Origin of the sequence: Mesonia maritima, from assembly GCF_042433895.1 — a bacterium.
In the GTDB taxonomy this organism is placed as follows: domain Bacteria; phylum Bacteroidota; class Bacteroidia; order Flavobacteriales; family Flavobacteriaceae; genus Mesonia; species Mesonia maritima.
In genome coordinates, this window is the sequence record NZ_JBHLUA010000012.1 from 450663 (window position 1) to 476916 (window position 26254).

A 26254-nucleotide genomic window follows, 5' to 3' on the forward strand; every position below is an offset into this window, starting at 1 on the left:
GGAGATTATTTTTAAATTGAAGTTTCAAAAATAATTGTTTGTAGGTTGAAGCCCTAATTTTTTAGAAAAAATAACGGAAAATCTTAAACGGTTTAATTCTGATTGAAATAGTTATCGTGAGAAAAAATTATTTTACAGGTTTTGATATCCGATTTTTTAAAACATATAATCCTATATTTAGAAAAAAGATTTGATTGGTAGAATCTGAAAACACTTTTTTCAACTTAGTAAAATCGGCATTTACATAAAGTAAAACTGCAATAAAAATTAATAAGCTTTATCTTCACCTTTTAAAGCGTTGTAAACCGTCTGAAAAATTATTTTGACATCTAACAGCAATGACCAATTTTCAAGGTAAAAAATATCGTATTTCACTCGGCTAATGATATCGAAATCGGTTTCAACTTCACCTCTAAATCCGCTAGTTTGCGCTAGACCGGTAATTCCAGGTTTTATAAAGTGACGCACCATAAATTTATCGATTCGTTCGGCGTACATATGCGTGTGACTTACCATATGCGGCCGCGGACCAACAACCGACATATCGCCTAACAAAACGTTAATGAATTGCGGAAGTTCATCCATACTGGTTTTTCTAATGAATTTTCCGACTTTGGTTATTCGCTTATCATTTTTTGTTGCTTGCTCTAGATCTGCCTTTTTATTGACTCTCATAGAGCGGTATTTGTAGCAATAAAATTCTTTGTAATCGAGTCCGTTACGTTTTTGACGGAAAAACACTGGTCCTTTTGATTCAAGTTTTATGAAAATTGCTAAAATTGGGGTTAACCAAGATAATAAGAATACAATTACAAAGAGTGATAATAAAATGTCGAATGCTCTTTTTATAAATTGATTTAACGGATCTTCTATAGGAATATTTCTTAAGGAAAGAATAGGCAAATAGCCGTAATATTCTAACTTAAGTTGTTTGGTGTAAATGTCTTTATTATCGGGTAAGAATTTTAAAACCTTTAAATTATTATCTGCAAAATCGATTAATTGATTTACTTGCTCATTATCTAATTCGGCTACAGAACAGTAAATCTCATCGATATTGTTTTGTAGAATATATTCAAAACAATCTTCTAATTGAACTTCGTTAGAAGTTGAAAGACTGAAAATTTTCTTGCATTGATACCCGTATTCGTGATTTTTTGTAAAAAATTCTTTTAAAATTCTGGTTTTACTGTTTTTCCCAATGATTACGGTAGTTCGGTAATTTCCGCCAAGTGCGGTTCTGTATTTTTTAAGCAAGTAAAAAATACTCAGTTTTGCGATTAAAATAAACGAAAAGACTTTGGTGATGTATAAAAGAATACGCGTATACGGTCGACTTAATTCGCTAAAAATTCCAAAAAAAGCAAACACGATTAATCCGAATAAAAGTGCTTGTAATAAGGTAAGCGAAACGATTCGAATGGCTTTTGTGAAGCGGTAAATTTCATAAAAATTAGATTTTATAGAAAGCAATAACCAGCCGATGGAAATATAAATGACATAGTTAAAATAATCGACCAGCTGAAATTGAAACTGCAAGGCAAACAATAAAATAATGGCTAAATCGATAAGATAAGCCATTGGGCGCAAGTAACTAGAATATCTGCCTTGTTTGTGTATCATACTTATTTTCTGATATGCTCTTTAAAATCTTTGTGTTCCTTTTTCTCTAATTCTTCTAGCGAGAGTCCTTTAAAATAGTCGTAAGTTTTTTTCATCCCTTCGGCTCTCTTAACTTTTGGTTCCCAATTTAAAATTTCTTTTGCGCGTGAAATATCGGGTTGCCGTTGTAAAGGATCGTCTTTAGGCAATTCTTTATACACAATTTTTTGATGTGTTGCGGTTAACGAAATAATTTCTTCAGCAAAATCTAGAATGCTTATTTCTTCGGGATTCCCAATATTCACCGGATATTGATAATCGCTTAGCAAGAGTCTGTAAATTCCTTCAATTTGATCGTCGATATAACAAAAAGATCGCGTTTGAGAACCATCGCCAAAAACCGTTAAGTCTTCTCCCCGTAAAGCTTGTCCGATGAAGGCGGGAATTACTCTTCCATCGTTTAAGCGCATTCTTGGTCCATAGGTATTAAAAATTCTGGCAATACGTGTTTCTAACCCGTGAAACCGATGATAAGCCATTGTAATTGATTCTTGAAAACGTTTGGCTTCATCATAAACTCCTCGCGGACCAATGGTGTTTACATTTCCGTAATAATTTTCGTCTTGTGGATGAACTTGAGGATCTCCATAAACTTCTGAAGTACTGGCGATTAAAATTCGGGCGTTTTTTTCTTTTGCCAATCCTAATAAATTATGTGTCCCTAATGAACCAACTTTTAAGGTTTGAATAGGGATTTTAAGATAATCTATTGGACTTGCCGGCGAAGCAAAATGAAGAATGTAATCTAACTTTCCGGGAACGTGAACAAACGTGGTTACATCGTGATGAAAAAACTGAAAAGATTTATGTTGAAATAAATGTTCTATATTTTTTTTATCGCCGGTTATTAAATTATCCATCCCGATGACTTGGTAACCTTCAGCAATAAATTTATCGCAAAGATGAGATCCTAAAAATCCTGCTGCTCCCGTAATTAGAATTCGTTTTGCCATTTTATTTGCTTCTTCTATCTAGTGTAATTTTATTTGTTCCAATTTCCGCGGAAGCGTAAAAAAGTTCATTCTTACCTTTTAAAACTACTTGGTTTTTGATAGTTTTTCTTTCAGCACCAAAGATATAAACTTCGTGTTTCCTACGAGGTATCTTTTCCACATTCTGCGTGGTTCTTGAATAAATCTATAAAACCATTCTAACCCGGCAGTTTGCATCCAGAGTGGAGCGCGTTTTGTTTTTCCTGAAATAACATCGAAACTGCCGCCAACACCCATAATAAAGTTAACTGATTTTAATGGATTTTTATATTGATGCAAAAATATTTCTTTTTTAGGTGAACTCATTGCTACAAATAACATATTTGCGCCGCTTTTTGAAATATTTTCTACAATAGTGGGTTCTTCTTCTTTTGAAAAATAACCATGATGGTAACCGGCTATTATTTCTTTTCCGTAAGTTAAATCGATTACTTGTAGAAGTTCATCGAGTACTTCTTGTTTGGCTCCCAGCAAATATACTTTGTAATTTTTTTGCTTGGCTAAACTCAATAAATTGGTAAACAAATCGATCCCCGCAACGCGTTCTTTTAAAGGTTTATCTAATATTTTAGACGCCCAAATTACCGCTTGCCCATCGGCATTAATTAGATCGGCTTCATTTACACTTTGGCGTAATTCTTCATCTTTTTGAAGCGCTACAATTTTACCGGCATTTACTACTGTATGGTGAATTTGCCTTTTCTGCTCGATACATTGCGAAATTAATTGCAATGTTTCTTGCATGCTTAGGTTATGAATTTTGGTGTTTAGAATGGATATTGACTGCTGCATATAAAAAATACAAAAGTAATGGAATAGTTTTTTTATAGCACTACTTTTTAAACTTCAATAAAGAATATTTTAAAATGATTAAATAAATAGGAACTGTAGCATTATAGAAAAAATTTCCTGAAATTAAAGTCACTAGAAATAGCAAAGCTAAGGTGAAAACTGGAAATAATTTTTGAATGGAAAAGTTGAAATAAAATTTTGCAAAAGTATAGATGTAGAATGCTCCGCCGAGTATACCAAAAAAGAGCAGTAAATCTAAGAGTTCTAATTGTGGCCTTAAAAAAGGATTTGCCAGGCCACCGAATAAATAATTAAGTACATTCCAATTTTTCTGTACAAATGGGATTGTTTCGTCTACTAATAATTGATTGCGTGTAGAAAGAATGGCGGTAAGCCAACCGTTTTCATTTACAATAGTAGAAAATACTTTTGTAGAAAAGAAAAAATAAAGTCCCACACTTCCTATTAAAAACAACGAAATAAGAAAGATATATTTTGTGCGATTATTTCTGATAAAAAAAAGAATTGCTAAAAAAAACAAAATCATTAAAGCTAAATAAATAGATTTTGTTCCTACTAAACATCCTGCAGTCACTGCTATCCAAAATAAGGGTTTACTAAAAACTTCTCTTCTATAGCGATTAAAAAAGCAAAGAAAAGTAATTAAATAAAAATAAGTTGTGTTAGACGAGGTCATAAACAGACCATTAAATCCAAATCTTTCTCCGGCATATGTTCGAAAAAGTTCAATATTGAATAAAAATGATAGTATAATTATGATACTATTTATAAGTATAAAAATGTGAAAAATTTTGATTGGAAAATTGGGAATTTTCTTTTGAGCGAATTCTGAAAAAAAAATGACAATAGTTATAAATAGAAGGTATCTAGAAAAGCCGACAATAGATAAGTAACTAAAACCATCTTCTTCTATAAAAAACTGCCCTATACAAAATATTAATGTAATACCAATTAAGTATAGTAATCGTTTTCCGTGATAGAGCGTTAAATACCCTAGCATAAAAACAAGGCTGAAAAGTTTAATATATTTTTGAATATCAAAATGAGTATGCCATATTCCTGCTTGAATTTTATTTATAGCTTCAACCACAAAGAATACAATTAAAAAAATTGAAAGAAAAGTTGAGTTGGGAATATTGCGCAATAACTTAAACATGTTTCTTTTCATTGGCCGTTAAAAATTCAGCATAAAAAAGAGTTCCAAACAAGGCTACAAAGTTAATTCCCATGTTTCGATCCATAATGTTTTCAACCATAAAACTCCAAAATAAAATAGTAAGAAAGGCAAGAAAAAGCAGGTGTTGATATTTTATTGCCGTTATCGTATTACTTATAAAATAAACTAATAAAAGTACAAAGCCTAAAACTCCAAACCTTAGAAAAAATCCTAAAAACTGATTGTGTGCGTTATAGCGCCTTTCAATAGAATTTTTCATATTATACTCTTTGTACTTTTTAAGGAGCATTTCATTTTCTGTTCCTCCTCCGTAACCTAGCAATGGTTTTTCTTCAATCAACTCAAGGGCTACTTTCCAACGAGAATAACGTGAATCAACTTTAAAGGTATTATTCGTATTATATTCTCCTATATTATCGTTTAAATCGAATATAGTCCCGGTAACTAATTTATGATATACATAGGTTTTTTGAAAGGTGGAAAAACTTAGCGCACCAATAATAATAGCAACTGTTACTAATAATGAGAAGATTTTAAATGAAAGATTATGAATTAAATACAACCCAATAATTAAAAATAATATTAAGTATGTAATTCTGGAAGCTAGAAATAAAATTCCGATTATTAATATTAGAGCTAAGAATATTCTGATAAAATTATTCAATTTTACAATACTAAATAGCAAAACTGCAATAGCAATATTATAATACATTCCTACATAAATAGGATGGAGATTTTCAAAAGGAGAAAGAAAATTAAAGCCTGTAAACGTATTGTTTAAAAGCCAATGAAATGGATAAGTTGTTTGGGAAAAATTATAAATATTTATACTAGAAAGTATAAATGTACTGGCAATAGAACCTATTAAAATTCCATACGAAGCATATTTTTTATAATACGCTGTGCTAATATCTTTCCGAAAAATAAATAGAGGAACTAGTGCTAAAAAAATATATTTAGTCATTTCACTAAATGCTTCTTCTTTTGAAAAGCTATAGGTTATGCCCCAAATAAGTGGAATGAAAAAAACCGTAGGGGAATAAAATATAAAAGAACTGAATTTATTTTCAGTCGATATTCCTTTTGTAAGAAAAGCTATTAAGGTGCTTATAATTACACCTATTAATCCAATATTACTAATGGAGGTTTTTAACGGCAAAAAAAAGGTAGCCACAAAAATGCTAATGATCGTTAATTGCCTTAAATATGGGAAAGTAAATTTCAAAATTTATTCCTTTTCTAAATTTTTATAAAAATAAGCAAGTTTAGTTCCTATATCATTAAGAGCAGTTTGATTATAATGCACCGGATCTTTTAACCATCCCTTTTCTTGAAAAGAAGCTGTTTCAGAATATCCTATAAAAACATTCTCTAATTCTTTCGCTATATCTTGTTGAGCCAACCTTATTTTAGTATAACCAACATTATTAAGAGAGTCTCGATGTGTACCGGTTTCTATTATTATAAAAGGTACTGATTCTCCAAAAGTATTTTGGTATTTTTTAATAAGCTCTCTTAAAGCGGTTTTATATTGCTGAATGCTAATTTGATTTCTCGCAACTGCTTGCCCATCGTTTTCTCCTTGTGACCAAAGAATGGCGCTCAATTTAATTTTTTCGTTTAAGGAATTATCTTGATTTTCTTCATTTATTTTTTTTAATGCTTGTTTAGCTTTTTTTACAGAAGATTGAAATAAGTTTCCTGTTGCGCTCCAATTACCCCAGTTTTTTATTTCAGCTTGTGCTGTTAAACTGCTGCCTCCTTTGGCACATTGTACTATATAGACTTTCTTATTAGAAATTTCATTATAAGTGTAGCCGAAGGCGGGCAAAAAGCTACCTGATTTTGCTGTCTGAAAATGCAAGTGGTTTTGCCCAATTGGATCTTTTAATATCTCGTATTCATTGGATAAAGAATTATATTCAAAACAAGGTCTATTAGATTTATAAACAGAAGTAAGAGAGTCTCCGACTCCCATAGCATTGCGTTGTCCTGCAACTAAAAAAAGTTTTACTTCCTCCTTTTTGCATCCAATGAAAACCGATATTAATAAGAAGAGTAGTAGAATTTTTTTCATATTAATTTCTTTTCTTTATAAATTTTGCAGGAACGCCACCTACAATGGTATAAGCTTCAACATTTTTTGTTACAACTGCACCTGCGCCTACAATTGCTCCTTCACCGATAGTTACTCCAGGCATTACAATTACATTGCGTCCTAACCAAACACCATCTTTAATCTTTGGCGGCTGATTAGGATAATTACCTTGTTCAATAATAGGAAGCTGAATATTATCATGTTTATGAGCCACACTCAATATACTAACATTCGGTGCAATTAATACATTATCTCCTATTACTGCTTCCTGAATAAAAACGTTTTCATTAATACGACAATTTTCACCGATTTCTATTCCTTTACCATCGGAAAGGTATACATTATTTTCAAGTTTACTCTTCTTATCAAACTTCATAATTTTTAAAATTCTAGCTGCATACCAAACTCTTATTTTAGCACATACACTTAAAAAACGAGAATGGGGCAGTTTTGAAATTATCAAATAGTATATGATAAGTTTAATTTTGTTCATGTATTCTTGTAAAATTTTTATACAAATTTAAAGATACTTCTTTTGAGTTGTATTTTATAGCGGTAGTAATTGCGTTTTTTTTAAGGTTATTTTTTCTTTCTGAAGAAGTATTGTAGAATTCGGTAATTCGACTAAAAAGATCATCATCATCAAGAAATAAAAAGCCATTTTCATTATTATTTATATAATAAGCTGGACCTCCAATTTTTCTTGCAAACACTATACTTCCACATGCCATTGCCTCTAAACCTACCAACCCTAAACTTTCGGGTAATTCAGTTGCAAAAATAAAGGCATCGGATTGTTGATATATATTTGCTAATTTTTCTTTTTCTTGAAATCCGAGATAAGTAATTTGATTTTTATAGGGATGATTTTTAATTGCTTCTAATAGTACTTCTTTTTCTTTTCCGTCACCAGCAATTAGGGCTTCTGTTTCTATTCCGGATTGATTCATTTTTTCTACCAGTGTTAAAAAAGTTTTCCATCCTTTACCTTTATCGATTCTAGAAACAAATGAGATTATAAAGTTTTCATTTTGCTTAAGGCTAGCAGGTTTAAAAAGTTCAGTATTTATTCCTCCGGAAGGATATATATAAATTGGGGTTTTTAGTTGATAACGCTTTCTAAGTACTTCTTTAAAATACATCGAAGGGACAATAATTTGAGTGACTTTATTCAGTATTTTTCCTTGAATTTTATCGGTAAATGAGCTTTCCTTTACTTTATTTATATCTGAGCCGTGTAAATTTAAAACTATGGGTGTTTTCCTAAATTTCAAATAGAAAAGAAGAACAGGAATGTTATGCGTTAAAAAGTGAACGTAAATAACATCTTCATCTTTGGAGAAAATATTTTTAATTGCTTTAAAATAATAATTGAAATATGCAAAAATCTTTTTAAAAAAATTATTCCTTTTTCCCTTAATCACTATTTCTTTAGTAAAGATCGCCCCTAGTTGTGTCAAGTTTTTAACGGTCTTTTTTACAAAGACGCCGAATAACAAATCCTCTTTAGAGGGATACATATTTGAAATGAGCTTAATTTTCATGAATTTTAAAATTGATTCTATAGGTTATGAATTTTAATAGAATAATTAGAACTAATAAAATAAAGAAAAGTAAATCATAATAACCCGTATGTATTAACATCAGTGTATTTATTATAAATAGGCTATATATTGTTATTGTAAAAGGATCTTTTTTTGAAACCATTAATTTTTTTAAAAATTCAGCAAAAAAACCAACTATAAAAAAACCTATATATACAGCAATATAACCTCCGTCTACAAATAAAGCCCCTTGTAGAGTTGGAGTAATACTCCAAGGCGTACCATCTGGTAACTTTCGAGCATCAACAATTTCTCCAATTTTATTTCGAACCCCCAATTGCTTACCTGGTAGTATTGTCAAAAAATTTGTAATAGCTAACTTTCCAAATAAGTGATTATTTTCAGTTTCTTCAATCAGTTTTAATATAACCTGTTGATCGTATCTAAAAACTGCTAAAGTTGGCATAATAGGTTTTAAATATGGCTTATCTTCAAGATTATTAAAGTCTATATTTTTAAAGAATTTATTTGGGTCATATTGTTGTGATACTCTATAATAAGAAATTGCAGACATTGTTGTAAAAGCTACTATTAAAATTAGCAGTTTATCGGGCGTAAAAAATTTTTTTATATTATTGAAATATCCGTTATCGATAATTAAAAAAACAATTACCACACCTCCTATTAAAATAATTAACGGGGAGCGGTACCCCATTGATAATACAAATAAGGATTGTAAAAATAAAAAAAATAAAAAACGCTTAGTGAACCTAAGCTTCTCCTGTAATAATATTGCACTATATACAATTGTAGTGATAATTGCAGTATATATAAATAAATTTGTATAAGAAAAGGTAATAAACCTTTTATCACCTTGCATTATTATAATACCTTTATTTAAAATATGAGTAATCGTAATTAAAGTAATCGATAAAAAGTTTGATAAATAATAAATTATTAGGAATAAATTGCTCTTAAAAACACCTTTACTCTCAGAAATAGGTAATTTTAAAAACCTAATAAATAAATTTCCAAATAATATACCTGTTAACCCAGTTGCTAATAAATAAATAAGACTTTTTACCTCCAATCTCGTTTCATAGAAACTAAAGTTTATAATACCTAGTAAATTTATTAGTAAAAATAAACTGATAAAAATTCTAAGAAAAGGTAAAGGTTTAATCATTTTATATTTCTATTTGAAAAATTAATTCAATTTATTCGTGAGATCAGATGTTTATTTAGATTTTCCAGAAAGAATTGTTAGAAATAATTCTTTATCAATATGGTCTATAAACCTACTTAAATACAAAATTACAAATATAATAGGCTTCTTACGTGGAAAATAATTTCCAGGGTTTACAATCCTTCAAAATAAAAGAGTAAACAGAGTTTTAAATTACCACATTAATTCAAATTATAAAATCCTTTAATTATTATTTAATGGATTAAAATAAGTAACTAAGTTTTCTTTCTTTTTTAAAAAAACAGCTCCCGTAATATTTAAAAAGGAAAGGCTTATGACCGAAGCTATTGCAGCTCCACTAATTCCATAAATGGGGATCAAACTAAAATTCAGCAAAAGATTTATCATTAATGCTATAAATGCAATATTTCTATACTGTTTTTGGTAACCTGTCATTTGCATCACAATACCAACAGAACCTGAAGCACTATTAACAATATAAATTATCGATAGAATTACAAGTGCGGTGGTTCCTGTTTTAAATTCATCGCCAAAAATACCTAGTAACCATTTGTTGAAAACTATAATTATTCCGACAATAAGAATAGTGATAATAAAATTCAAGTTTGTTGAAAACCGAATTAGTTTCTTGTAAGAAGCTTTATCACCTTTTTTATACAAATTTGAAATTTTTGGTGCCAAAACCGAATTTAAAGCTTCTAAGGAAAAACTGGTAATTGCGGCTATTTTTAACGCTACTCCGTAAACCCCAACCGCGTCATCCGTTTCATAAATTCCTAGTATAAAAGTATCCATCCACCCAAGTAAAACTATTATAGTAGAAGATAGCATCATAGGGAAAGATTCTTTAAGAAAATGCCAAGAATTTGTTTTAGATCGTACAGAAACATTTTTAAAGTTATAAATAACGACTGCTAAACCCAATATGGCCAAAAATAATATTCCGTAAAAATGAGCTTTTAATGCATTTAGAAAGTCAAAAGAAAAATAGCTAAAGAGAACTAAAAGTATTGAAGCGAATAAAAACCGCCCTGTATTACTAAGAAATGCATACCAATTGTTTAATCCTTTGGCCCGAAGTGTATTTGCACACAGTGAAACGATAACCCAAAAAGGAATGGTTAAAATAATCCAAGTTAAGTAAGGATCCAGTCTTGGTTTTTTAAATATAGATATTACAAAAATATCTTTGAATAAATATATTATGAAAGATAATAAGCCGGAAAATAAAATAGTTTTAAGTAAAACCTTATAGAATATACCTGGATTTTCTTTCCAGTTATCTTCATCTGCATAAAATTTCACTAAATTAACATCGGCACCAAGCCTACTTACCATACTTGCAAATACAAAAATGGAAAAGCTCAGCATTACAAGTCCATTTACCGAAGCGCCATATTTTTGAGCTATAAGATAGGTAAATAAATAACCGCCAAGCATTCCGCCTCCTTTAAAGAAAAGATAAGAAGTTCCTTTTTTTAGAATATCCTTCTTTTCAGAATCTGGATTTTTTATGAGTTTAGCAATTCTTTTTTTCAACGTAGGTTAAACTTAAATGTTTATTACCAATAATACATTTATTTTAGCTTAAAATAGGTTTTAATATCTTTTATTAAATCTTTTTTCAACTTGTTTTAAGATATTCCCAAATTCTTTATCTCTATTATAAACAAAATTAATATTCCTCAAGGCAATTATATTTTTATTATTCGCCTCAAAAGTTATTTTAATTTTTTGGGAGTTTATAGGTTCAAAAATTTTATAATGTTTTATAAAGGTTTCATACTTTCCAGTTTTATTATAACCGCTAATATTATCTTTCAAATTTTTTACGTCAAAATTCTGTACATAGTCCCACGAGTTTTTTTCAGAATTAAATTGATAAAGAGTAAAATTCACCTTTGTGCTTTGCTCAGAAGCATGGTAAAGAGTTAGACCGCTAAAGGCTTCTTTTTTTTCATCAAACTCAATCGTTAAATCTGCTTTTTTATGCGAACTCCAATAATTACCATAAGCCCATATATCATTTACTAAATTATCTGTCCCAAATTTTTCGCAATCTATACAGAAAGAAGCTGAAATTGATTTTAATTTTGAACTAGTTTTGTAAATTGTATTTGTTAAAAAATTATATCTGTCATTTTCAAAAAATTTTTTTGCATAATCTTTAAAAATTGAATTTTCAGTGATTTTGTAAAGCCACAATAATTGTATAACATGTCCTTCATGATAATGTTCTTGTGATAATTCATTTTTCCAATCAGCTAAACTATATCTAGAAGTATAAACTGCATTATAATCTTTGATATGATTAGCTAATGTTTTAGTGCAAGCTTCTAAGATTTCTTTTGCGAGAGGAATTTTAAATTCCTGATAAACATTATAAACACCTTCTAGGCCATAAATAGTACCATTTAAAACACGCGATGGATTTTTAGTGTTATATTCTTCATACCAAGCTTCACCTTTTTTCCATTCTCTATAAAACCCTCCATTTTCAATTGGGACAAGATAAGCTTTTAGTGCTTTTTGAATTTTCTCTAAATAAATGGGTTTTGCATCATTTTTATAAGCTTCCAATAAAACATTCAGCATTAACCCCTGACTAAAAACAGATACCCAACCTTTTTCTAGTTTATATAAAGGTATATCAAATGAGAATGACCAAAAACCGTAATATTCATTTTCATGAAAATTATTTAGAGCCCACCTTACTTGATCATTAAAAATTTTTAAAGATCTTGTGGATTTTGTTAATTTAAAATGATTAATTGCTTTAAGTGCAACTTTGGCAATGTGTGTTGGGTGATACTCCCCATTTTGCCTAGAAACGCCATTTTCATCTAATTGTAAATCTTTGTCTGATGCTATATTAGTTCCAATATAAAAAGTAGATGTATTATTATTAAATTGCTTAAATTCTAAATCCTTTTTAAAATCTATAGTTTCACCATTTAATTTTAATTGATTTGGAGCAAATGTGTTTTCAAAATCATCATTGATTACATTTTCGCGTTTCTTTTTTTTATTATCTGAAACTACTTGATTGGTACTAATTGATTTCTTTTTAGATTCTGAATTTTCGTTCTGATTACAAGCAGTAAATACTAATAGAACAAAGCAAAAGTTTAGTAGGTATTTCATGAGAAGTTTTTACAAAATTAAAAAAAACCCTAACAATAGGAGTTTTTAATATTATTTTTTATCATTCTCAATAAATTACCTCTCTACCAAAAAATTAGGGTTTAAAAGATTTTCTTTATTATAACGTAAGGGTCTATCGTTTTCTATATCTATCACGTCTAAATCTAACCCTCTAAGAATTGCGTGTGCCGCAGCGGTATCCCACTCCATAGTTGGGGAAAATCTTGGGTAAATATCTGCATCACTATCGGCAAGAAGCATAAACTTTAATGAACTTCCCATTGACAAGGTTTCAGCATTTTTATATTTCGCTATAAACTCTTCAGTTTCTTTATTTAAATGTGATCTTGAAGCTACTATTTTTGTAGGACCTTTTTCGTGTTTTATAAGTTTTAACTCTACCTGAGGATCCATATTTTCAGATTTAAACGCGCCTATTCCTTTTCCACCGTAATATAATTTATCGAGCGCCGGAGCGTAAACCACTCCTAAAATAGGTTCGTTTTTATGTATAAGAGCAATGTTTACGGTGAATTCATCATTTTGTTTAATAAATTCTTTTGTACCGTCAAGTGGATCGATCATCCAAAAATATTCCCATTTTTTTCGTTCTTCATAACTTACTTGTTTGCCTTCTTCTGAAAGAACAGGGAAATCTGTTTCTCTAAGTTTTTCTAAAATAGCTTCGTTTGCTAATTTATCAGCTCTAGTTAAAGGCGAATGATCATTCTTTTGTTCTACATCGAAATTTTCGGAATTATAAACTTCCATAATTTCGATACCGGCATCTCTACTAGCGTCAATCATTAAGGGTAAATATTCATTTAAATCCATAGCAATAGTGTGTTTTTTTGATGATTTTATTATTTTGTTTCATCCTTCTATATTATGAATTGCTGAGGGACACAATTGAACTTAGATATATAGAAATTGATTCTTACTTTAAAATTAGATAAGTAAGTCTACAATTCTACTAAACTTTACTTCTAGTCTAAAATTTTATATCCTAAAGTTTCTGTAATTTTTCTAAAGGTTAATCTAATTTTCTAGCTTTATTTACCGCTATAAAAAGTAATAATAAAATAAAATAACCGCTAACTAATAATATTGGGTATAAAATCATAGGGTTAGTAAAAATGTTTCGACCTGAGTAGTTTGAAACACCACCTTTATCTATTATTCTAAGAAATTCACTTGAAGCAATTTTCTCTTCCCTAAGGTTTTTTATATCACGTTGAATAAGTTGTCGAGATTCCAACACGACTCCAAGGTCTATAAAATTTTCAGAATTAAAATAGTCAGTATTCTGTCCTCTACTTTTCTTAAGGGTCATGCCTTTAGAATAATTAGCCACCAAACTATCTAATTGCTTCATCATATAAATATTGCTATGCAACATCATTTCCACATCTTGATGATATTCATCGTATAATTGTGTATAAAAGCTATTATCTCTAACATAACCTATTATTTTTTCTAAAACATTAGAAGAATCTAGTGGAAGATAATGAACTAAAGTAACCTTATATCGAGTGGTATTATTTTTAAAAGCTTCTGCCTTTTCTTCATCATCTAAAAATTTTGTTTCCTCAAAATACCGCATGAAATTGTACTGTTCATTGGTGTATTCATTCATACGATAAATCGGTTCAACTTTTAGGGAAGCAATTTTGTCGATATCTTCTGAAAGTGCTGTTTTATTTAAAAACTCTTCATTTCTTGAAAATAATTTAAAACGTGCTTCATCTAACGATTTTTTTAAATATACGCTTCCATCGAAATTTGTAGCAACTATTATTTCAGTTTGATAAAGCCGTCCTTTCTCTCCTTTTGTAAAATAAGCGAGCGCTAAACCAATAATAATAAGTAATGCAATAACTATTATATTTCTAATCAGAAAGTTCAAAAATCTTAAAAAGATTAACCCAATCTTTTCAAAAGCTCTTTTTATTAAGTTAATCAAGCTATATAAATCAACTTCTTCGCTGTGGTTAGCTCCGTTATTTCTTGTACTCATTCTTTTGTGAATATTTGTTCTAAAATTTTCTCTGTAATTAAATAGGTGGGTTTTACACCTGCTGTTCCTAAACCGCCTGAGGCTAATGTACTTCCTGTTTCTAAAGGATTATCACTTGCATAATACGCATATCTTACTTTTACTTTCGGTTTTATATTTCCGCGTAATTTAGAGGCTGCTTGAATGGCTTTCTGATAATGTGCACCTTCCATTTCTAAGCCGATTACATTCCAAGTGGAATCATGAAAAAAGCGTAAAATATCTTTATTCTGAAGCGAAGTTCCTAAAACCGTAATCATCGCGCCATCATACACTTGAATTCCATGACCGGAAAGGTGTTTTTTCTTCAATTTGTTTTTAAACGGATAATTATCGGCAGTTCCTTCAAATAAATGGGCATTTGGGATCATAATATCGCCTTTTTTTCCTTCTAAAATTCCGGCTTTTCCCATAATAGAAATCGAATCAACTTCTAAATGAACTTTCTTTTCTAGCGTTTCATAGGGTTTTAAAAGCTCATCCATCGTTTCGTAGGCTTGTTCTCCAAATGCATAATCCATCACTACCAAAACCGGAGCGGTTTCCTCTTCAACTTGAAATCTTTCTTCAGTATGATTTAACTTAGCAGTATCAAAAATCTGAACGTTTATATTCGTTCCGCTATGATCTTCCAAATACGTCATTCCTGAATCTAGCGCTTTTTTCTGAACTTTCATGCGTAAATTTCCGTTGGCGCTGTCACTTAATTCTTCGTAAATGGTATGAATTGATTTCTTTTTCAATTCAGTTTTTAAGGCTAAAGGCGCGTAAAGCGTGTTCATAACACTATGCATGTTTGCGCTAATAATATGAATTTTCCGATTTAAAAGTCCTTTTTCTGCTAAGGTTTGTTTAATCTTATCGGCCCAAATTTCTCCATGAATATGATGACCGAGTCGTTCTCTTAAAACCGGACTAAACGTGACGATTCTTTTATTGTTTTGAATTGCTTCATCGATCGCTAATCGACCTAAATGATAAATAAGTTGTAAAAAACGTTCGTTGTTATTCGGTCTGCTGAAAAGCGGATATACGCTTGAAACTTCTTGAAAGGTTCTTCCTAAAATATTTGCAGTATGTGTTAATGCAATTTCACGTTCAGCTTGGGTTAATTCTTTTTTGACAACAGCAGCTTCCAGTTTTTGCCAATCGCGTGTCACATTACCTTCTTCGTCAATAATTACGCGACGCATTATTTTGTGCGATTCAATAAATAAGAACGTTAAGTGCGTGAGAATATCGTAAATTTCAGATCTTCCGCGGGTAATTTCAATATTCATTTGCTCCTCATCTATTCGGTAGCAATTTCTTCTTCGCTTTGGCGGAACGATGGGTTTAAAATGTGAATTTCCGTAACCTTCGTCACTGGTTAAATTTATAAATCTGCATTCTTCGATTCCGATGGGTAAACGGTCGATTACATAAAGAAGACCGTGTAATTCAACTTTTTCATCAGCTACGGTTCCATAAATTTCGGGACGTAAAATAAGTAAGGCTTCGCGTAAAGTTTCCCCGGAAACGCCCATCGGTTTATAAAAACCACGGTTAAATAAATGACGCATCGTAATGTACAACCGCTCGATTGCATTAGAACTTTCTTGCGCTCTATTTCTTCCTTGATTTTTAAAATTGTTCATACGTCAACTCGCCTATTTTAATTTTTCAAGAGCCGAAGCTATTTTACGATCATTAGAAAGTCTTGGTAATTTATTTTGACCGCCCAATTTCCCTATCGATTTCATATAGTTTTTAAATCCTCCTTTTGGGATAGGATTTATAACCAATCTCCGTAAAATATTTCCTTCAATTAAATCTTCATAATAGCTATTTTGATTCTGCATAGCAAGATCTAATTGTTCTGCAAAGGTATTTAAATTTTCGGGGGTTTTTTCAAATTCTATAAACCATTCGTGATATGGTAAACCTTGCTGCGGATTTGTTTGCGGAGCAACTGTAAATTCGTTTATTTGAATGTTTAAAGCTATGGAAACTTCTTGCATAGCGTGCTCTACTTCTTTAGCAATTACGTGTTCTCCAAAGGCTGAAGTAAAATGTTTTATTCTACCGGAAACGATTACACGATAAGGTTTTAGCGAGGTAAACATAACGGTATCGCCAACATTATAACCCCATAAACCTGCATTTGTAGAAATAATCATCACGTAATTTATACTTTTTTCTACTTCGCCAATCGTGAATCTTCTGGGGTTTTCTTCAAAAAAATCGTCGGCTTTTATAAATTCATAAAAGATTCCCGCGTTTAAACGCAACAACATTCCTTTTTCATATTGAGAATCTTGAAAAGCAAAAAAGCCTTCTGAAGCTGGAAATAATTCTATACTCGGGATTTTTCTTCCTATTAATTCTTCAAATTTATTTCGGTAAGGTTCAAAATTAACGCCACCATAGATAAAGAGATTAAAATTGGGGAAAACCTCACCTATTTTTTTATCGGTTTTCTCTTGTATGCGTTCAAAATACATTTGCACCCAAGACGGAATTCCGCTAATAACCGTCATATTTTCCGGCAAAGTTTCTTCAATAATTGCGTCAACTTTTTCTTCCCAATCTTCTATTTTATTGGTTTCCCAACTTGGTAATCTATTTTTCTGAAGATACGACGGAACATAGTGCGCAACAATTCCCGAAAGTCTTCCTGTTTTTATACCATTAGTGGTTTTCATCTCCGGACTTCCTTGTAGGAAAATCATTTTTCCATCTACAAAATCTGCTTTCCCGGTTTCGGCGATGTAACTTAAAATTGCATTTCGCGCACCATTAATATGACTTGGCATCGATTCTTTTGTAAGCGGAATATATTTCGCACCGCTTGTAGTTCCTGAGGTTTTAGCAAAATATAATGGTTTTCCCGGCCAGAGAATATTTTCTTTTCCTTCCACTACTTGGTCGATATAAGGTTTTAAATCTTCATAATCTCTAACAGGAATATTTTTTAAAAAATCTTGTGCGTTTTTAATTTGCTGAAAATTATGATCTTTCCCAAATTGCGTATTTTTTGCAGTTTCAATAAGATTTTTTAAAACTTTTTCTTGTGCTTCCACCGGATTTTTAGCCCATTTTTGAATCTGAGCATTTACGATTTTAGCGAACAATTTAGCTGAAATAGATTTTACCGACATACTTACTTATTCAAACTCTAAAAATTCTGTAGGATTTACCGGATAACCATCGCTCCATAATTCAAAATGAAGATGCGGACCGGTCGTATATTCTCCGGTTGAGCCAACCATCGCAATTACTTCGCCTGCTTTTACCAATTCGCCTTGTTCTTTGGTAAGTGACGCATTATGTTTATACACCGAAATTAAACCGTAACTGTGTTCTAAAATGATAACATAACCTGTTTCTGAAGTCCATTCAGCAAAAATTACCGTTCCATCTGCTGTGGCTTTTACCGGCGTGTTTTCAGCGGTTACAATATCTACCGCAAAATGCTTTTCTTCCACATTATAAGGTTCGGAAATTTCACCTTTAAGCGGCGAAAATAATTTAAAATCTAACCGAGAAACCGCGACATCAAAAACATTATATTTATCTTCTTGATCAACTTTTTCCCGCAAAATTGAATCGGCTTTCGAAGGATTTAAATTTACCGATGAAGGTAAACTCTCATTATTTTCAGAATACTCTAACGAATCGGGATCTTCAATCTCTGTGGCAGCAATATCGCCACTTAAAACTTTTCTAATGGAATTAAAATAATCGTTTTTGCGCTGAATAACTTGCTGAAGCGAATCTGTTTTATACACCAAACTTGTAGCTCTTTCACGTAAAGCGGTGGAAGCATAACCTGGAATATATTCCCGTAAAGGTGTAAACGCAATTAATAAAGTTGTAAGCGCGATTAATACAATTACCGATAAACCAACGGTTACAAAAACATTTAAACGCGTTAATTTAAATGCGAAACGCTCTTCAAAGGTGTCTTCATTTAAAATAACTAATCTGTACTTATGCAAGAGCTTTTTTGCTAAGCGTTTTTTATCTTTTTGCTTTTCTGCCATAATAACCTACTTACGCTACAAATATAGGATAATCTATTATTGTTTTCGATTTATTAGCATGTTAACGCAAACTTTAGATATTAATTACTAAATTTGTTTTACACAAAAAAGAAAGTTATGTCATTAGGTATTTTTTTAGTGATCGGCATGTGGCAATGGGTAATCATTGCAATTGTTGTTCTTTTATTATTTGGAGGAAAAAAGATTCCAGAATTAATGAAAGGATTAGGGAGCGGAATTAAAGAGTTTAAAGATGCTTCTAAAGAAGATGAAGAACCACAGACCGATAAAAAAGTTGAAGAAAATAAGCAATAATTTATTTTTTGATTGCTTTTAAAAATAGTAAAACCCGAACATTTCTGTTCGGGTTTTTTTATTTTCTATAATCTTTTAGCTAATTAATTTTAGCAGATTTTAAAATCGATTCCAGCTCGAACATATGATCTCTTTTTGTTGCTGAAGGTTTAAAAACAAAACCTTCTAAAACCACATACCGATTATTTTTTTCGTCTTTCACCGCGTAATTAATAAAAGGTCCAGCCATAAATGCGTCTTTTACTTCCCAAGTTCCTTTGGTTTCGTAAGCAAATTTTCCATCGATTTTAGATTCAAATAAATAAGGTGCATAAGCTTCTTCTGTTCTTAAATACGTTCCTTCTGTGGGACCTGGAACTCTTGCTTTACCAATAGAATCGCGCATTTTAATAATGTTGCCAATGGTATTGGTGTCACTTTCTATCATACTAAATGGAACTTCATAAACCAAAATTTCCATACTCCCGTTGGGAATATCTTTTCGGATCCAGAAAAAATCGTCATCTTTTTTCGCATAACGATAAGCCGTGGGAAACTTCAACGAAACTCCCATTTTTTCTTCTAAAAATTTATCGTTTTTTAAGGATTTTGAAATGCGGCGTTGTTGTTCTCTTAATTCAGTATTTTTTAAAGCATTTATAATTTTCGGCTTTTTTTCTTCAATGATATTTATAATTGACTCTGTTGAAGGACCTGAAATAAAAATCCCGGTTTGTGGTCGTGCAAAAGAATCTCTTACGATTTTAAAAGAGGGTTCTTGGCGTTTTTGAACTTTTAAAAAAGTTCTGTTATTTCGTACAAATCCATCAAAAGCGCTCGTTGGAATGTGACTAATGGTAAATAAAGGTTCCTGTTGCGGCAAACCCTCTACCGGTGCCGCGAGTTTTTCTCTAAGTTCTTCGCCAATTTCTCCTTGCCAAAGATCATTATCTAAAATTACAGAAAGATGGTTTAACCTCCCTGAAGAAGTAGTTAAAATAACCTGATCTTTTTTTGAGTCTTTACAGGCTGAAAATAAAGCTACAACAGCTAAAAGTGCGATGATTTTTTTCATAATATAGTTTCGGAAATTCTATTAACTTTTTGAAAGTTTGAGTTTCATACCCGGTTTTAAAGCATTACCGCTAATATCATTCCATTTTTGAATATTCTGAACGGTAATTCCGGGGAATTTTTTAGAAATGCTCCACAATGAATCTCCTTTTCGAACTACATAATATTCTTCGTTCGGCTTTTTCTCACTTTTTTCTGAAGAAGTTATGGAAACTTGACTAGCCGGTTTTCTAGGGTAAATGGTTAAATATTGCCCAACGCGAATATTATTGCTTCTTAAATTATTCCAATGTCTAATTTTACTTACGCCAACGCCATATCGCTCGGCAATTCTTCCTAAATAATCGCCTCTTCTTACGCGATATCTAATTTTTGCATCGGCTTCAACATAACGCGGTAAACTTTCTTTTTCTTCTTCTAATTTTTTCGTCGCGTAACCATAAATTTCAGCTTCGTTAGCCACAAATAAACCTGTTGCTTTTAAAGGCAATCTTACATAATAGGATTCGTCTTTTAAATAAGGAATAATATTTAATTTATAGCTTGGGTTCAGAAAAGAAATAAGTTCTTCATCTACGCCGGTAACTTTTGAAATCTGTTCAAATTTTAAAAGTTGTTTTATATGAATAGTATCGGTTTCGTAATAGGTTACTTCAGGTTTATAAGGTTTAAAACCGTGCTCATCGGCATATTCAAAAATATACATTGTGGCGATAAACGCCGGAACATAACCCGCAGTTTCACGAGGTAAATAACGTCTTAATTCCCAATAATCTGTATTTCCGCCACTTCTACGAATTGCTTTTGAAACATTTCCAGGACCCGAATTGTAGGAAGCTAACGCCAAATCCCAATCGTTAAACATTCCATATAAATTTGAAAGATATTTACACGCGGCTTCGGTGGCTAAAACAGGATCCATACGTTCATCTACATAACTACTTACATCTAAACCATGCATTTTTCCTGTTGAAAACATAAATTGCCATAATCCGGTAGCGCCGACTCGAGATTTAGCACGCGGATTTAACGCTGATTCCACAATCGCTAAATATTTCATTTCCAAAGGAATGTCGTACTGATCTAACTTTTGTTCAAACATTGGGAAATAATAATAGCTCAATGCCAATAAACGTTCCATCGATTCCCGATTACGCTTTAAATAATAATTAATAACGCTTTCTAAGGAAGAATTATACTCAATATTAAATGGCGTTTTTGCGTTCATTCTTTGCAAACGCGCTTTTAGGGTATCGGTAGAAACCTCTTTTTTAATTACGGAATCACTTAAAGCAGCATTAACCAAAGCTTCCTGCATTTTGGTATACAAGTCTGAATTAAGAAGTTCTTTTTTCCAAAGTGAATCGATTTTTGCAGCGTGTTGATAATCCATAAATTCAATCGCAAGCGAATCATCTACAAGTTTGGGAGCCGGATTTATGGATTTAAAATCTGGTTTCGCTTCACTTAAAAACTTATTAATGGAATCCTTTTTTTGGGTTTGCTCCAAAGATTTCTGGGCCATTCCCGCAAAGGTTGAACATAAAGTTAAAAGTAGGAAAAAGAGTTTCTTCATAAACGTTGTTAATTTTATTAACATTTAGTATCAAATATAATGCCTAATCGTTTTTTATAGCCGCAATTCCAGGTAAAGTTTTTCCTTCGAGCATTTCTAGCATTGCTCCGCCACCGGTAGAAACGTAACTTACTTTGTTTTCAAAACCGAATTTTTTAACCGCAGCAACGCTATCGCCTCCACCAACAAGAGAAAAAGCACCATTTTTAGTTGCTTTAGCAATAGAATTTCCTAACGCGATCGTTCCTTTGGCAAATTTTTCCATTTCAAAAACACCTAATGGTCCGTTCCATAAAATGGTATTTGAATTTTCAACTACTTTATCGAATAATTCTAAGGTTTTTGGACCGACATCTAATCCCATCCAACCTTCAGGAATTTCATTAATTTCAGCTAATTTGGTTTCCGCATCATTAGAAAATTCAGAAGCTATTAAGGCATCGACCGGTAAATGAACTTCGACATTTTTAGCTTTCGCTTTTTTCAGAATTTCTAAGGCTAACTCTAATTTATCGTCTTCGACTAAAGAATTGCCCACTTTTCCGCCTTGGGCTTTTATAAAAGTAAAGGTCATTCCGCCGCCAATAATTAAATGGTCGATCTTATCGAGAATATTTTCGATAACCGTAATTTTGGAAGAAACTTTAGCGCCGCCAAGAATTGCGGTAACTTTATCTGAAGAATTTAAAACTTTCTCTAAACTTTTAATTTCTTTGGCCAGCAAATAGCCAAAAAATTTATTTTCAAAAAATTGCGCTACTACAGTTGTTGAGGCGTGAGCTCGATGTGCTGTTCCAAAAGCATCGTTTACATAACAATCGGCAAGATTGGCTAATTTTTTTGCAAATTCTTTATCGCCGGCTTTTTCTTCTTTATGAAAACGAAGATTTTCGAGTAATAAAACTTCTCCGTTTTCTAAATTTTTAGCAGCTTCTTCAACTTCATTTCCCACGCAATCTTCTACAAATTTTACTTGAACGCCAATAATTTCAGATACTTTAGAGACGATATGTTTCAGTGAATATTTTTCTTCTTTTCCTTCGGGTCTTCCTAAATGCGACATTAAAATCACCGAACCGCCATCTTCTAAAATTTTAGTAATAGTGGGTTTGGCGGCTTCAATTCTTGTGGTATCGGTGACTTCAAAATTATCGTTCAGCGGAACATTAAAATCTACTCGTATTAAGGTTTTTTCGTCTTTGAAATTATGGTTTTCGATTGTCATGATTTTTGCGTTTTTGTCAAATTTAATTATTTCTAGTTTTTAAGCACACTCGGCTTTCAAATAAATTAAAAATAGCTAATTTCGTCGTCTATGTTATTTTCTGAAATTTTAGGCTTAACGCATCTTAAAAATCATCTTACCAATAGTGCAGATCGTGGTAGAATACCGCACGCGCAACTTTTTGTAGGTCCGCACGGTAGCGGAACTTTACCAATGGCAATTGCTTACGCGCAATATATTTTGTGTAAAAATACTGAAGGTGAAAATACTACGGGAAATGAAAGTTGTAACCTAAAATTTTCGAAACTGAGTCATCCCGATTTGCATTTTGCTTTTCCGGTAGCCACAAATGATAAGGTAAAAAAGCATCCGGTTTCGGGTCAGTTTTTAGAGGAATGGCGAGAATTTATTCAGCAGCATCCTTACGGAAATCTTTTTGATTGGTACCAAACCTTAGGAATTGAAAATAAACAAGGAAAAATTGGTGTTGACGAAGCGCAAGAAATTGTAAAATCGCTTTCTTTAAAATCTTACGAAGGTGGTTTTAAAGTGATGCTGATTTGGTGCGCCGAAAAAATGAATATTTCTGCAGCTAATAAACTTTTAAAATTAATTGAAGAACCACCAACCAAAACGCTTTTTCTTTTAATTACCGAAGAAGAGGAACAAATTCTACAAACTATTCGATCGCGGTGTCAAGTTTTGCATTTTCCACCTTTGGGAGAAGAAGTTATTGAAGATGCGCTTCTGAAAAAGAATATTAGCGAATTGGAAGCGAAAAAAATTGCGCATCGAGCTGATGGAAATTATACAAAAGCGCTCGAAATTCTAGATCGCGATGAAAGCGAAGAACAATTTGAGCGTTGGTTTATTACTTGGGTACGAACTGCTTTTAAAGCAAAAGGAAATAAAAGTTCTATTCGAGAGTTAATTAAATGGGGCGAAGAAATTTCGGCTACCGGAAGAGAAACGCAGAAGAAATTTCTTCATTATTGTATCGATTTTTTTCGTCAAGCCTTGTTGACCAATTATAAAGCTGAAAATTTGGTTTTTTTAGAACCCCAAACCAAGGGTTTTGAACTGAAAAAATTTGCTCCGTTTATTCACGGAAGTAATATTTTACCGATTACTGAAGAGTTAGAAAAAGCTATTTTTCATATTGAACGTAATGGGAATGCAAAATTAATTTTGACCGATTTATCTATAAAATTAACGCGCTTACTTCATAAGAAGGCATAAAAAAATCCGACTAGGTTTAGCCGGATTTTAATTTATTTTATTTCAATTATAATTATTCTTCCGCGTTCAATTCTTTTAAAACGTCTTGCGTAATATCTTTCCCTTTTTCAGCATACATAATATTTGCAGATTCATTTGAACCCAAAATAAATGTGTAATTATGCTCTTCTCCATAGTTTGAAACAAAATCGCGAACTTCATCAATTAAACTATCGATTACTTGATCGCTTTCTTCACGCAAACGCTGACTTTTAGCTTGTTGTTGACGCTGTAATTGCTGTTGGCGTTGCATAAGTTGTGTTTCCTTTTTTTGTCGCTCTTTTTCGGTCATTTCTTCCGAAGCCATTTTGTAATTATCTACTTCTTGCTGAAAATCTCTCGCAATAGAATCTAGCTCGTTCTGTAAGGCTTCAGATTTTTTCTTGAAACGCTCTTCGGTAGATTTCATGTTTTTATATTCTTTAATTAAAACGGTGTTATCTACATAAGCCATTTTGTTATTATTACAAGAAGCTAAAAACGTAATTGAAAGTACAATTAGTATTTTTTTCATAACTGAAAAGTTTATAAAATTAGGTTGAAATTAATGTTATAATTTAATTTTATTGATTCTAATTATTAGATAGTTTTAATCTATTTTATTCGCTATTGTTTTAACTTATTTAAGCCAATTAAAAAGAAAAAACAATGAATTTATTCAAGACATAGCTAAAACGCTCTTATAAGGGCTAAAATTAATTATTTCTTTGAAAAATATAAATTTTTGAGGAATATTCGTTATTCTTTCTTGCTTTTAGATTACTTACTAATCCACGTATAAAAGCATTTAAATAATTCGTTCTACCAGCTTTATATTTTTCTGAAAGCAAACTAACATAAAACGAATCGAAAATTAAAGGTTTTGTTTCTATAAGTTTAAAATTATAGTTAGAAAAAATTCGTTTAATTCCTTCTTCTGAAAAATGCCAAAGATGTCTTGGTACATCGTAAGCTGCCCAATATTTTTTATAATATCTCGCATCATAGCTTTTAAAATTAGGAACAGCAATTAAAATTATTCCTTCATCTTGAAGTAAGGAATAAAAATTTTCAATTTTATTTTCTAAATCAGAAAGATGCTCTAAAACATGCCAAAGTGTAATTACATCAAATTTTTTATTTCCAAAATTATCTAAGGAAGCCGATAAATCTATTCCTTTTTTTGAAGCCAAATTTCGAGCCTGTGAATTCGGTTCTACTCCACTAACCTCCCAATTTTTATCTTTTGCAGCTTTAAGAAAATCTCCAGTTCCCGCTCCAACATCCAAAATTTTTGGCGAAGTAAAATAATTTTCAATTAATTTCAATTTAAAAGAAAGCATGTGATTTTTTACTTTCTGATAAATTTTATCGGTAATAGATTTGGAAGAATCTGTATGAGAAATGTAATCTTCGCTTTTATAATACGATGGTAATTCTGTAGATGAAGGTTCAGGAAAAGTTTTTAAAATATCTTTTTCTTCGTTCCAATAAAGATCAAATTCTTTTCCGGAAACGGTATAATCTCTACAGGTTAAAAAATATTCACCGGGATTATCTTCACTCATCGTTATTAATCTTTCGTTGAAATTGTTTTAATTTTTGTATTGCAATGGTTTTTAATAAACCATCGTCTGCTAAAAGATCTGAACCATCTTGATCCATAATTTGAATATTTAAATACTTAATTGCTCTAGATTTTTCTGAAGCTTCTTCTCTTCTTTCTCGATCTTCTTTTTCACGTTGGGTTTCATTATTATCGTCATCATTCTGATGAATAAGAAATCCTAATAAATTTATATAGCGATCCACATCGGAATCTTCGCTTATATAAACCTTCACTTTTCTTCCTTCAATTAAAGCTTCCGTTTCAAAATTATAAACATTTACATCATCCTGAAGATCAAAAAAGCGTCTAATAATATTACGGAAATTATGGTATTCACCTTCGTATTGAAATGTGTAAGTTGAAAGATCTACATAGGTGTTTTTAGTATTCTCTGCATCTGAAATTTCATAAGAAGGAATCCGCTTTGCTGTATGTATTGGAATGCAAGATTGCAAAATAACAAGCACAAATAAGAGAAATACTTTTTTCATAAATAGTAAT

General features: G+C 31.3%; 24 protein-coding genes. 2 read left to right on the plus strand and 22 right to left on the minus strand.

The genetic code is table 11. The annotated features are described in order from the left end of the window. Positions 1–267 precede the first annotated feature (267 nt). From ACFFGL_RS08895 to ACFFGL_RS08970, 16 genes are all read right to left on the minus strand, one after another. Entirely contained in the window at positions 268–1623 is a 1356-nt protein-coding gene (locus tag ACFFGL_RS08895; protein ID WP_309726808.1) for an undecaprenyl-phosphate glucose phosphotransferase, read from the minus strand. A gap of 2 nt (positions 1624–1625) precedes the next feature. Next, positions 1626–2615: a UDP-glucuronic acid decarboxylase family protein gene (locus ACFFGL_RS08900; protein ID WP_309726807.1), complete on the minus strand. Its 990-nt coding sequence runs from the start codon at positions 2613–2615 to the stop codon at positions 1626–1628. An 84-nt stretch (positions 2616–2699) separates the two neighbouring features. Next, positions 2700–3398: a WecB/TagA/CpsF family glycosyltransferase gene (locus tag ACFFGL_RS08905; protein ID WP_309726806.1), complete on the minus strand. Its 699-nt coding sequence runs from the start codon at positions 3396–3398 to the stop codon at positions 2700–2702. Positions 3399–3486: 88 nt separating this feature from the next. Beyond that, on the minus strand, positions 3487–4635 hold the full coding sequence (locus ACFFGL_RS08910) for a hypothetical protein (protein ID WP_378928308.1): 1149 nt from the start codon (positions 4633–4635) through the stop codon (positions 3487–3489). Further along, positions 4616–5869, minus strand: coding sequence for an O-antigen ligase family protein (locus tag ACFFGL_RS08915; RefSeq protein ID WP_309726804.1), 1254 nt, complete (start codon positions 5867–5869; stop codon positions 4616–4618). Before ACFFGL_RS08915 ends, ACFFGL_RS08910 begins: the two co-directional genes overlap by 20 nt. 3 nt (positions 5870–5872) lie before the next feature. Next, the gene (locus ACFFGL_RS08920; protein WP_309726803.1) at positions 5873–6721 is read right to left on the minus strand and encodes a sialate O-acetylesterase; all 849 of its coding nucleotides are present in this window, start codon (positions 6719–6721) and stop codon (positions 5873–5875) included. A 1-nt stretch (position 6722) separates the two neighbouring features. Then, positions 6723–7235 carry an acyltransferase gene (locus ACFFGL_RS08925; protein ID WP_309726802.1) on the minus strand — a complete coding sequence of 171 codons (513 nt, stop codon included), beginning with the start codon at positions 7233–7235 and terminating at the stop codon, positions 6723–6725. Further along, a complete protein-coding gene (locus tag ACFFGL_RS08930) occupies positions 7222–8286 on the minus strand; it encodes a glycosyltransferase family 4 protein (protein ID WP_378928311.1) in 1065 nt (354 codons plus the stop codon). Before ACFFGL_RS08930 ends, ACFFGL_RS08925 begins: the two co-directional genes overlap by 14 nt. After that, positions 8276–9472 (minus strand): oligosaccharide repeat unit polymerase, encoded by a 1197-nt coding sequence (locus tag ACFFGL_RS08935; RefSeq protein WP_309726801.1) that lies wholly within the window; start codon positions 9470–9472, stop codon positions 8276–8278. Before ACFFGL_RS08935 ends, ACFFGL_RS08930 begins: the two co-directional genes overlap by 11 nt. A gap of 243 nt (positions 9473–9715) precedes the next feature. After that, a complete protein-coding gene (locus tag ACFFGL_RS08940) occupies positions 9716–11032 on the minus strand; it encodes a flippase (RefSeq protein WP_309726800.1) in 1317 nt (438 codons plus the stop codon). 60 nt (positions 11033–11092) lie between these two features. After that, on the minus strand, positions 11093–12637 hold the full coding sequence (locus ACFFGL_RS08945) for a D-glucuronyl C5-epimerase family protein (protein ID WP_309726799.1): 1545 nt from the start codon (positions 12635–12637) through the stop codon (positions 11093–11095). A 75-nt stretch (positions 12638–12712) separates the two neighbouring features. Next, complete coding sequence (gene cysQ / locus ACFFGL_RS08950) at positions 12713–13471, minus strand: 3'(2'),5'-bisphosphate nucleotidase CysQ (RefSeq protein ID WP_309726798.1); 759 nt, start codon at positions 13469–13471, stop codon at positions 12713–12715. A 199-nt stretch (positions 13472–13670) separates the two neighbouring features. Next, positions 13671–14654, minus strand: a complete 984-nt coding sequence (locus tag ACFFGL_RS08955) for a hypothetical protein (RefSeq protein WP_309726796.1) — start codon at positions 14652–14654, stop codon at positions 13671–13673. Beyond that, a complete protein-coding gene (locus tag ACFFGL_RS08960; RefSeq protein ID WP_309726794.1) occupies positions 14651–16330 on the minus strand; it encodes a DUF6909 family protein in 1680 nt (559 codons plus the stop codon). The genes ACFFGL_RS08955 and ACFFGL_RS08960 overlap by 4 nt, the downstream gene beginning before the upstream one ends. 12 nt (positions 16331–16342) lie before the next feature. Beyond that, complete coding sequence (locus ACFFGL_RS08965) at positions 16343–17833, minus strand: GH3 auxin-responsive promoter family protein (protein WP_309726792.1); 1491 nt, start codon at positions 17831–17833, stop codon at positions 16343–16345. A 6-nt stretch (positions 17834–17839) separates the two neighbouring features. After that, positions 17840–18718, minus strand: coding sequence for a M23 family metallopeptidase (locus tag ACFFGL_RS08970; protein WP_309726790.1), 879 nt, complete (start codon positions 18716–18718; stop codon positions 17840–17842). Between the two features lie 117 nt (positions 18719–18835). Here ACFFGL_RS08970 and ACFFGL_RS08975 point away from each other — a divergent pair, with 117 nt between their 5' ends. Then, entirely contained in the window at positions 18836–19033 is a 198-nt protein-coding gene (locus ACFFGL_RS08975; protein WP_309726788.1) for a twin-arginine translocase TatA/TatE family subunit, read from the plus strand. 79 nt (positions 19034–19112) lie between these two features. Here the strand turns inward: ACFFGL_RS08975 and ACFFGL_RS08980 are convergent, their stop codons facing one another. The 3 genes from ACFFGL_RS08980 to ACFFGL_RS08990 are packed head-to-tail and all read right to left on the minus strand — an operon-like array spanning position 19113 to position 22887. Continuing rightward, positions 19113–20087 carry a DUF4837 family protein gene (locus ACFFGL_RS08980; RefSeq protein ID WP_309726786.1) on the minus strand — a complete coding sequence of 325 codons (975 nt, stop codon included), beginning with the start codon at positions 20085–20087 and terminating at the stop codon, positions 19113–19115. A gap of 21 nt (positions 20088–20108) precedes the next feature. After that, entirely contained in the window at positions 20109–21662 is a 1554-nt protein-coding gene (locus tag ACFFGL_RS08985) for a lytic transglycosylase domain-containing protein (RefSeq protein WP_309726784.1), read from the minus strand. 43 nt (positions 21663–21705) lie between these two features. Further along, entirely contained in the window at positions 21706–22887 is a 1182-nt protein-coding gene (locus tag ACFFGL_RS08990; protein WP_374708746.1) for a phosphoglycerate kinase, read from the minus strand. Positions 22888–22977: 90 nt separating this feature from the next. Between ACFFGL_RS08990 and ACFFGL_RS08995 the strand changes: the two genes are divergently transcribed. Then, positions 22978–24126 carry a DNA polymerase III subunit gene (locus ACFFGL_RS08995; RefSeq protein WP_309726782.1) on the plus strand — a complete coding sequence of 383 codons (1149 nt, stop codon included), beginning with the start codon at positions 22978–22980 and terminating at the stop codon, positions 24124–24126. A 52-nt stretch (positions 24127–24178) separates the two neighbouring features. Here the strand turns inward: ACFFGL_RS08995 and ACFFGL_RS09000 are convergent, their stop codons facing one another. From ACFFGL_RS09000 to ACFFGL_RS09010, 3 genes are all read right to left on the minus strand, one after another. Next, complete coding sequence (locus ACFFGL_RS09000) at positions 24179–24679, minus strand: OmpH family outer membrane protein (protein WP_309726781.1); 501 nt, start codon at positions 24677–24679, stop codon at positions 24179–24181. 181 nt (positions 24680–24860) lie between these two features. Then, positions 24861–25712, minus strand: coding sequence for a class I SAM-dependent methyltransferase (locus ACFFGL_RS09005; RefSeq protein WP_309726779.1), 852 nt, complete (start codon positions 25710–25712; stop codon positions 24861–24863). Continuing rightward, complete coding sequence (locus ACFFGL_RS09010; protein WP_309726777.1) at positions 25705–26244, minus strand: hypothetical protein; 540 nt, start codon at positions 26242–26244, stop codon at positions 25705–25707. Before ACFFGL_RS09010 ends, ACFFGL_RS09005 begins: the two co-directional genes overlap by 8 nt. Positions 26245–26254 lie beyond the last annotated feature (10 nt).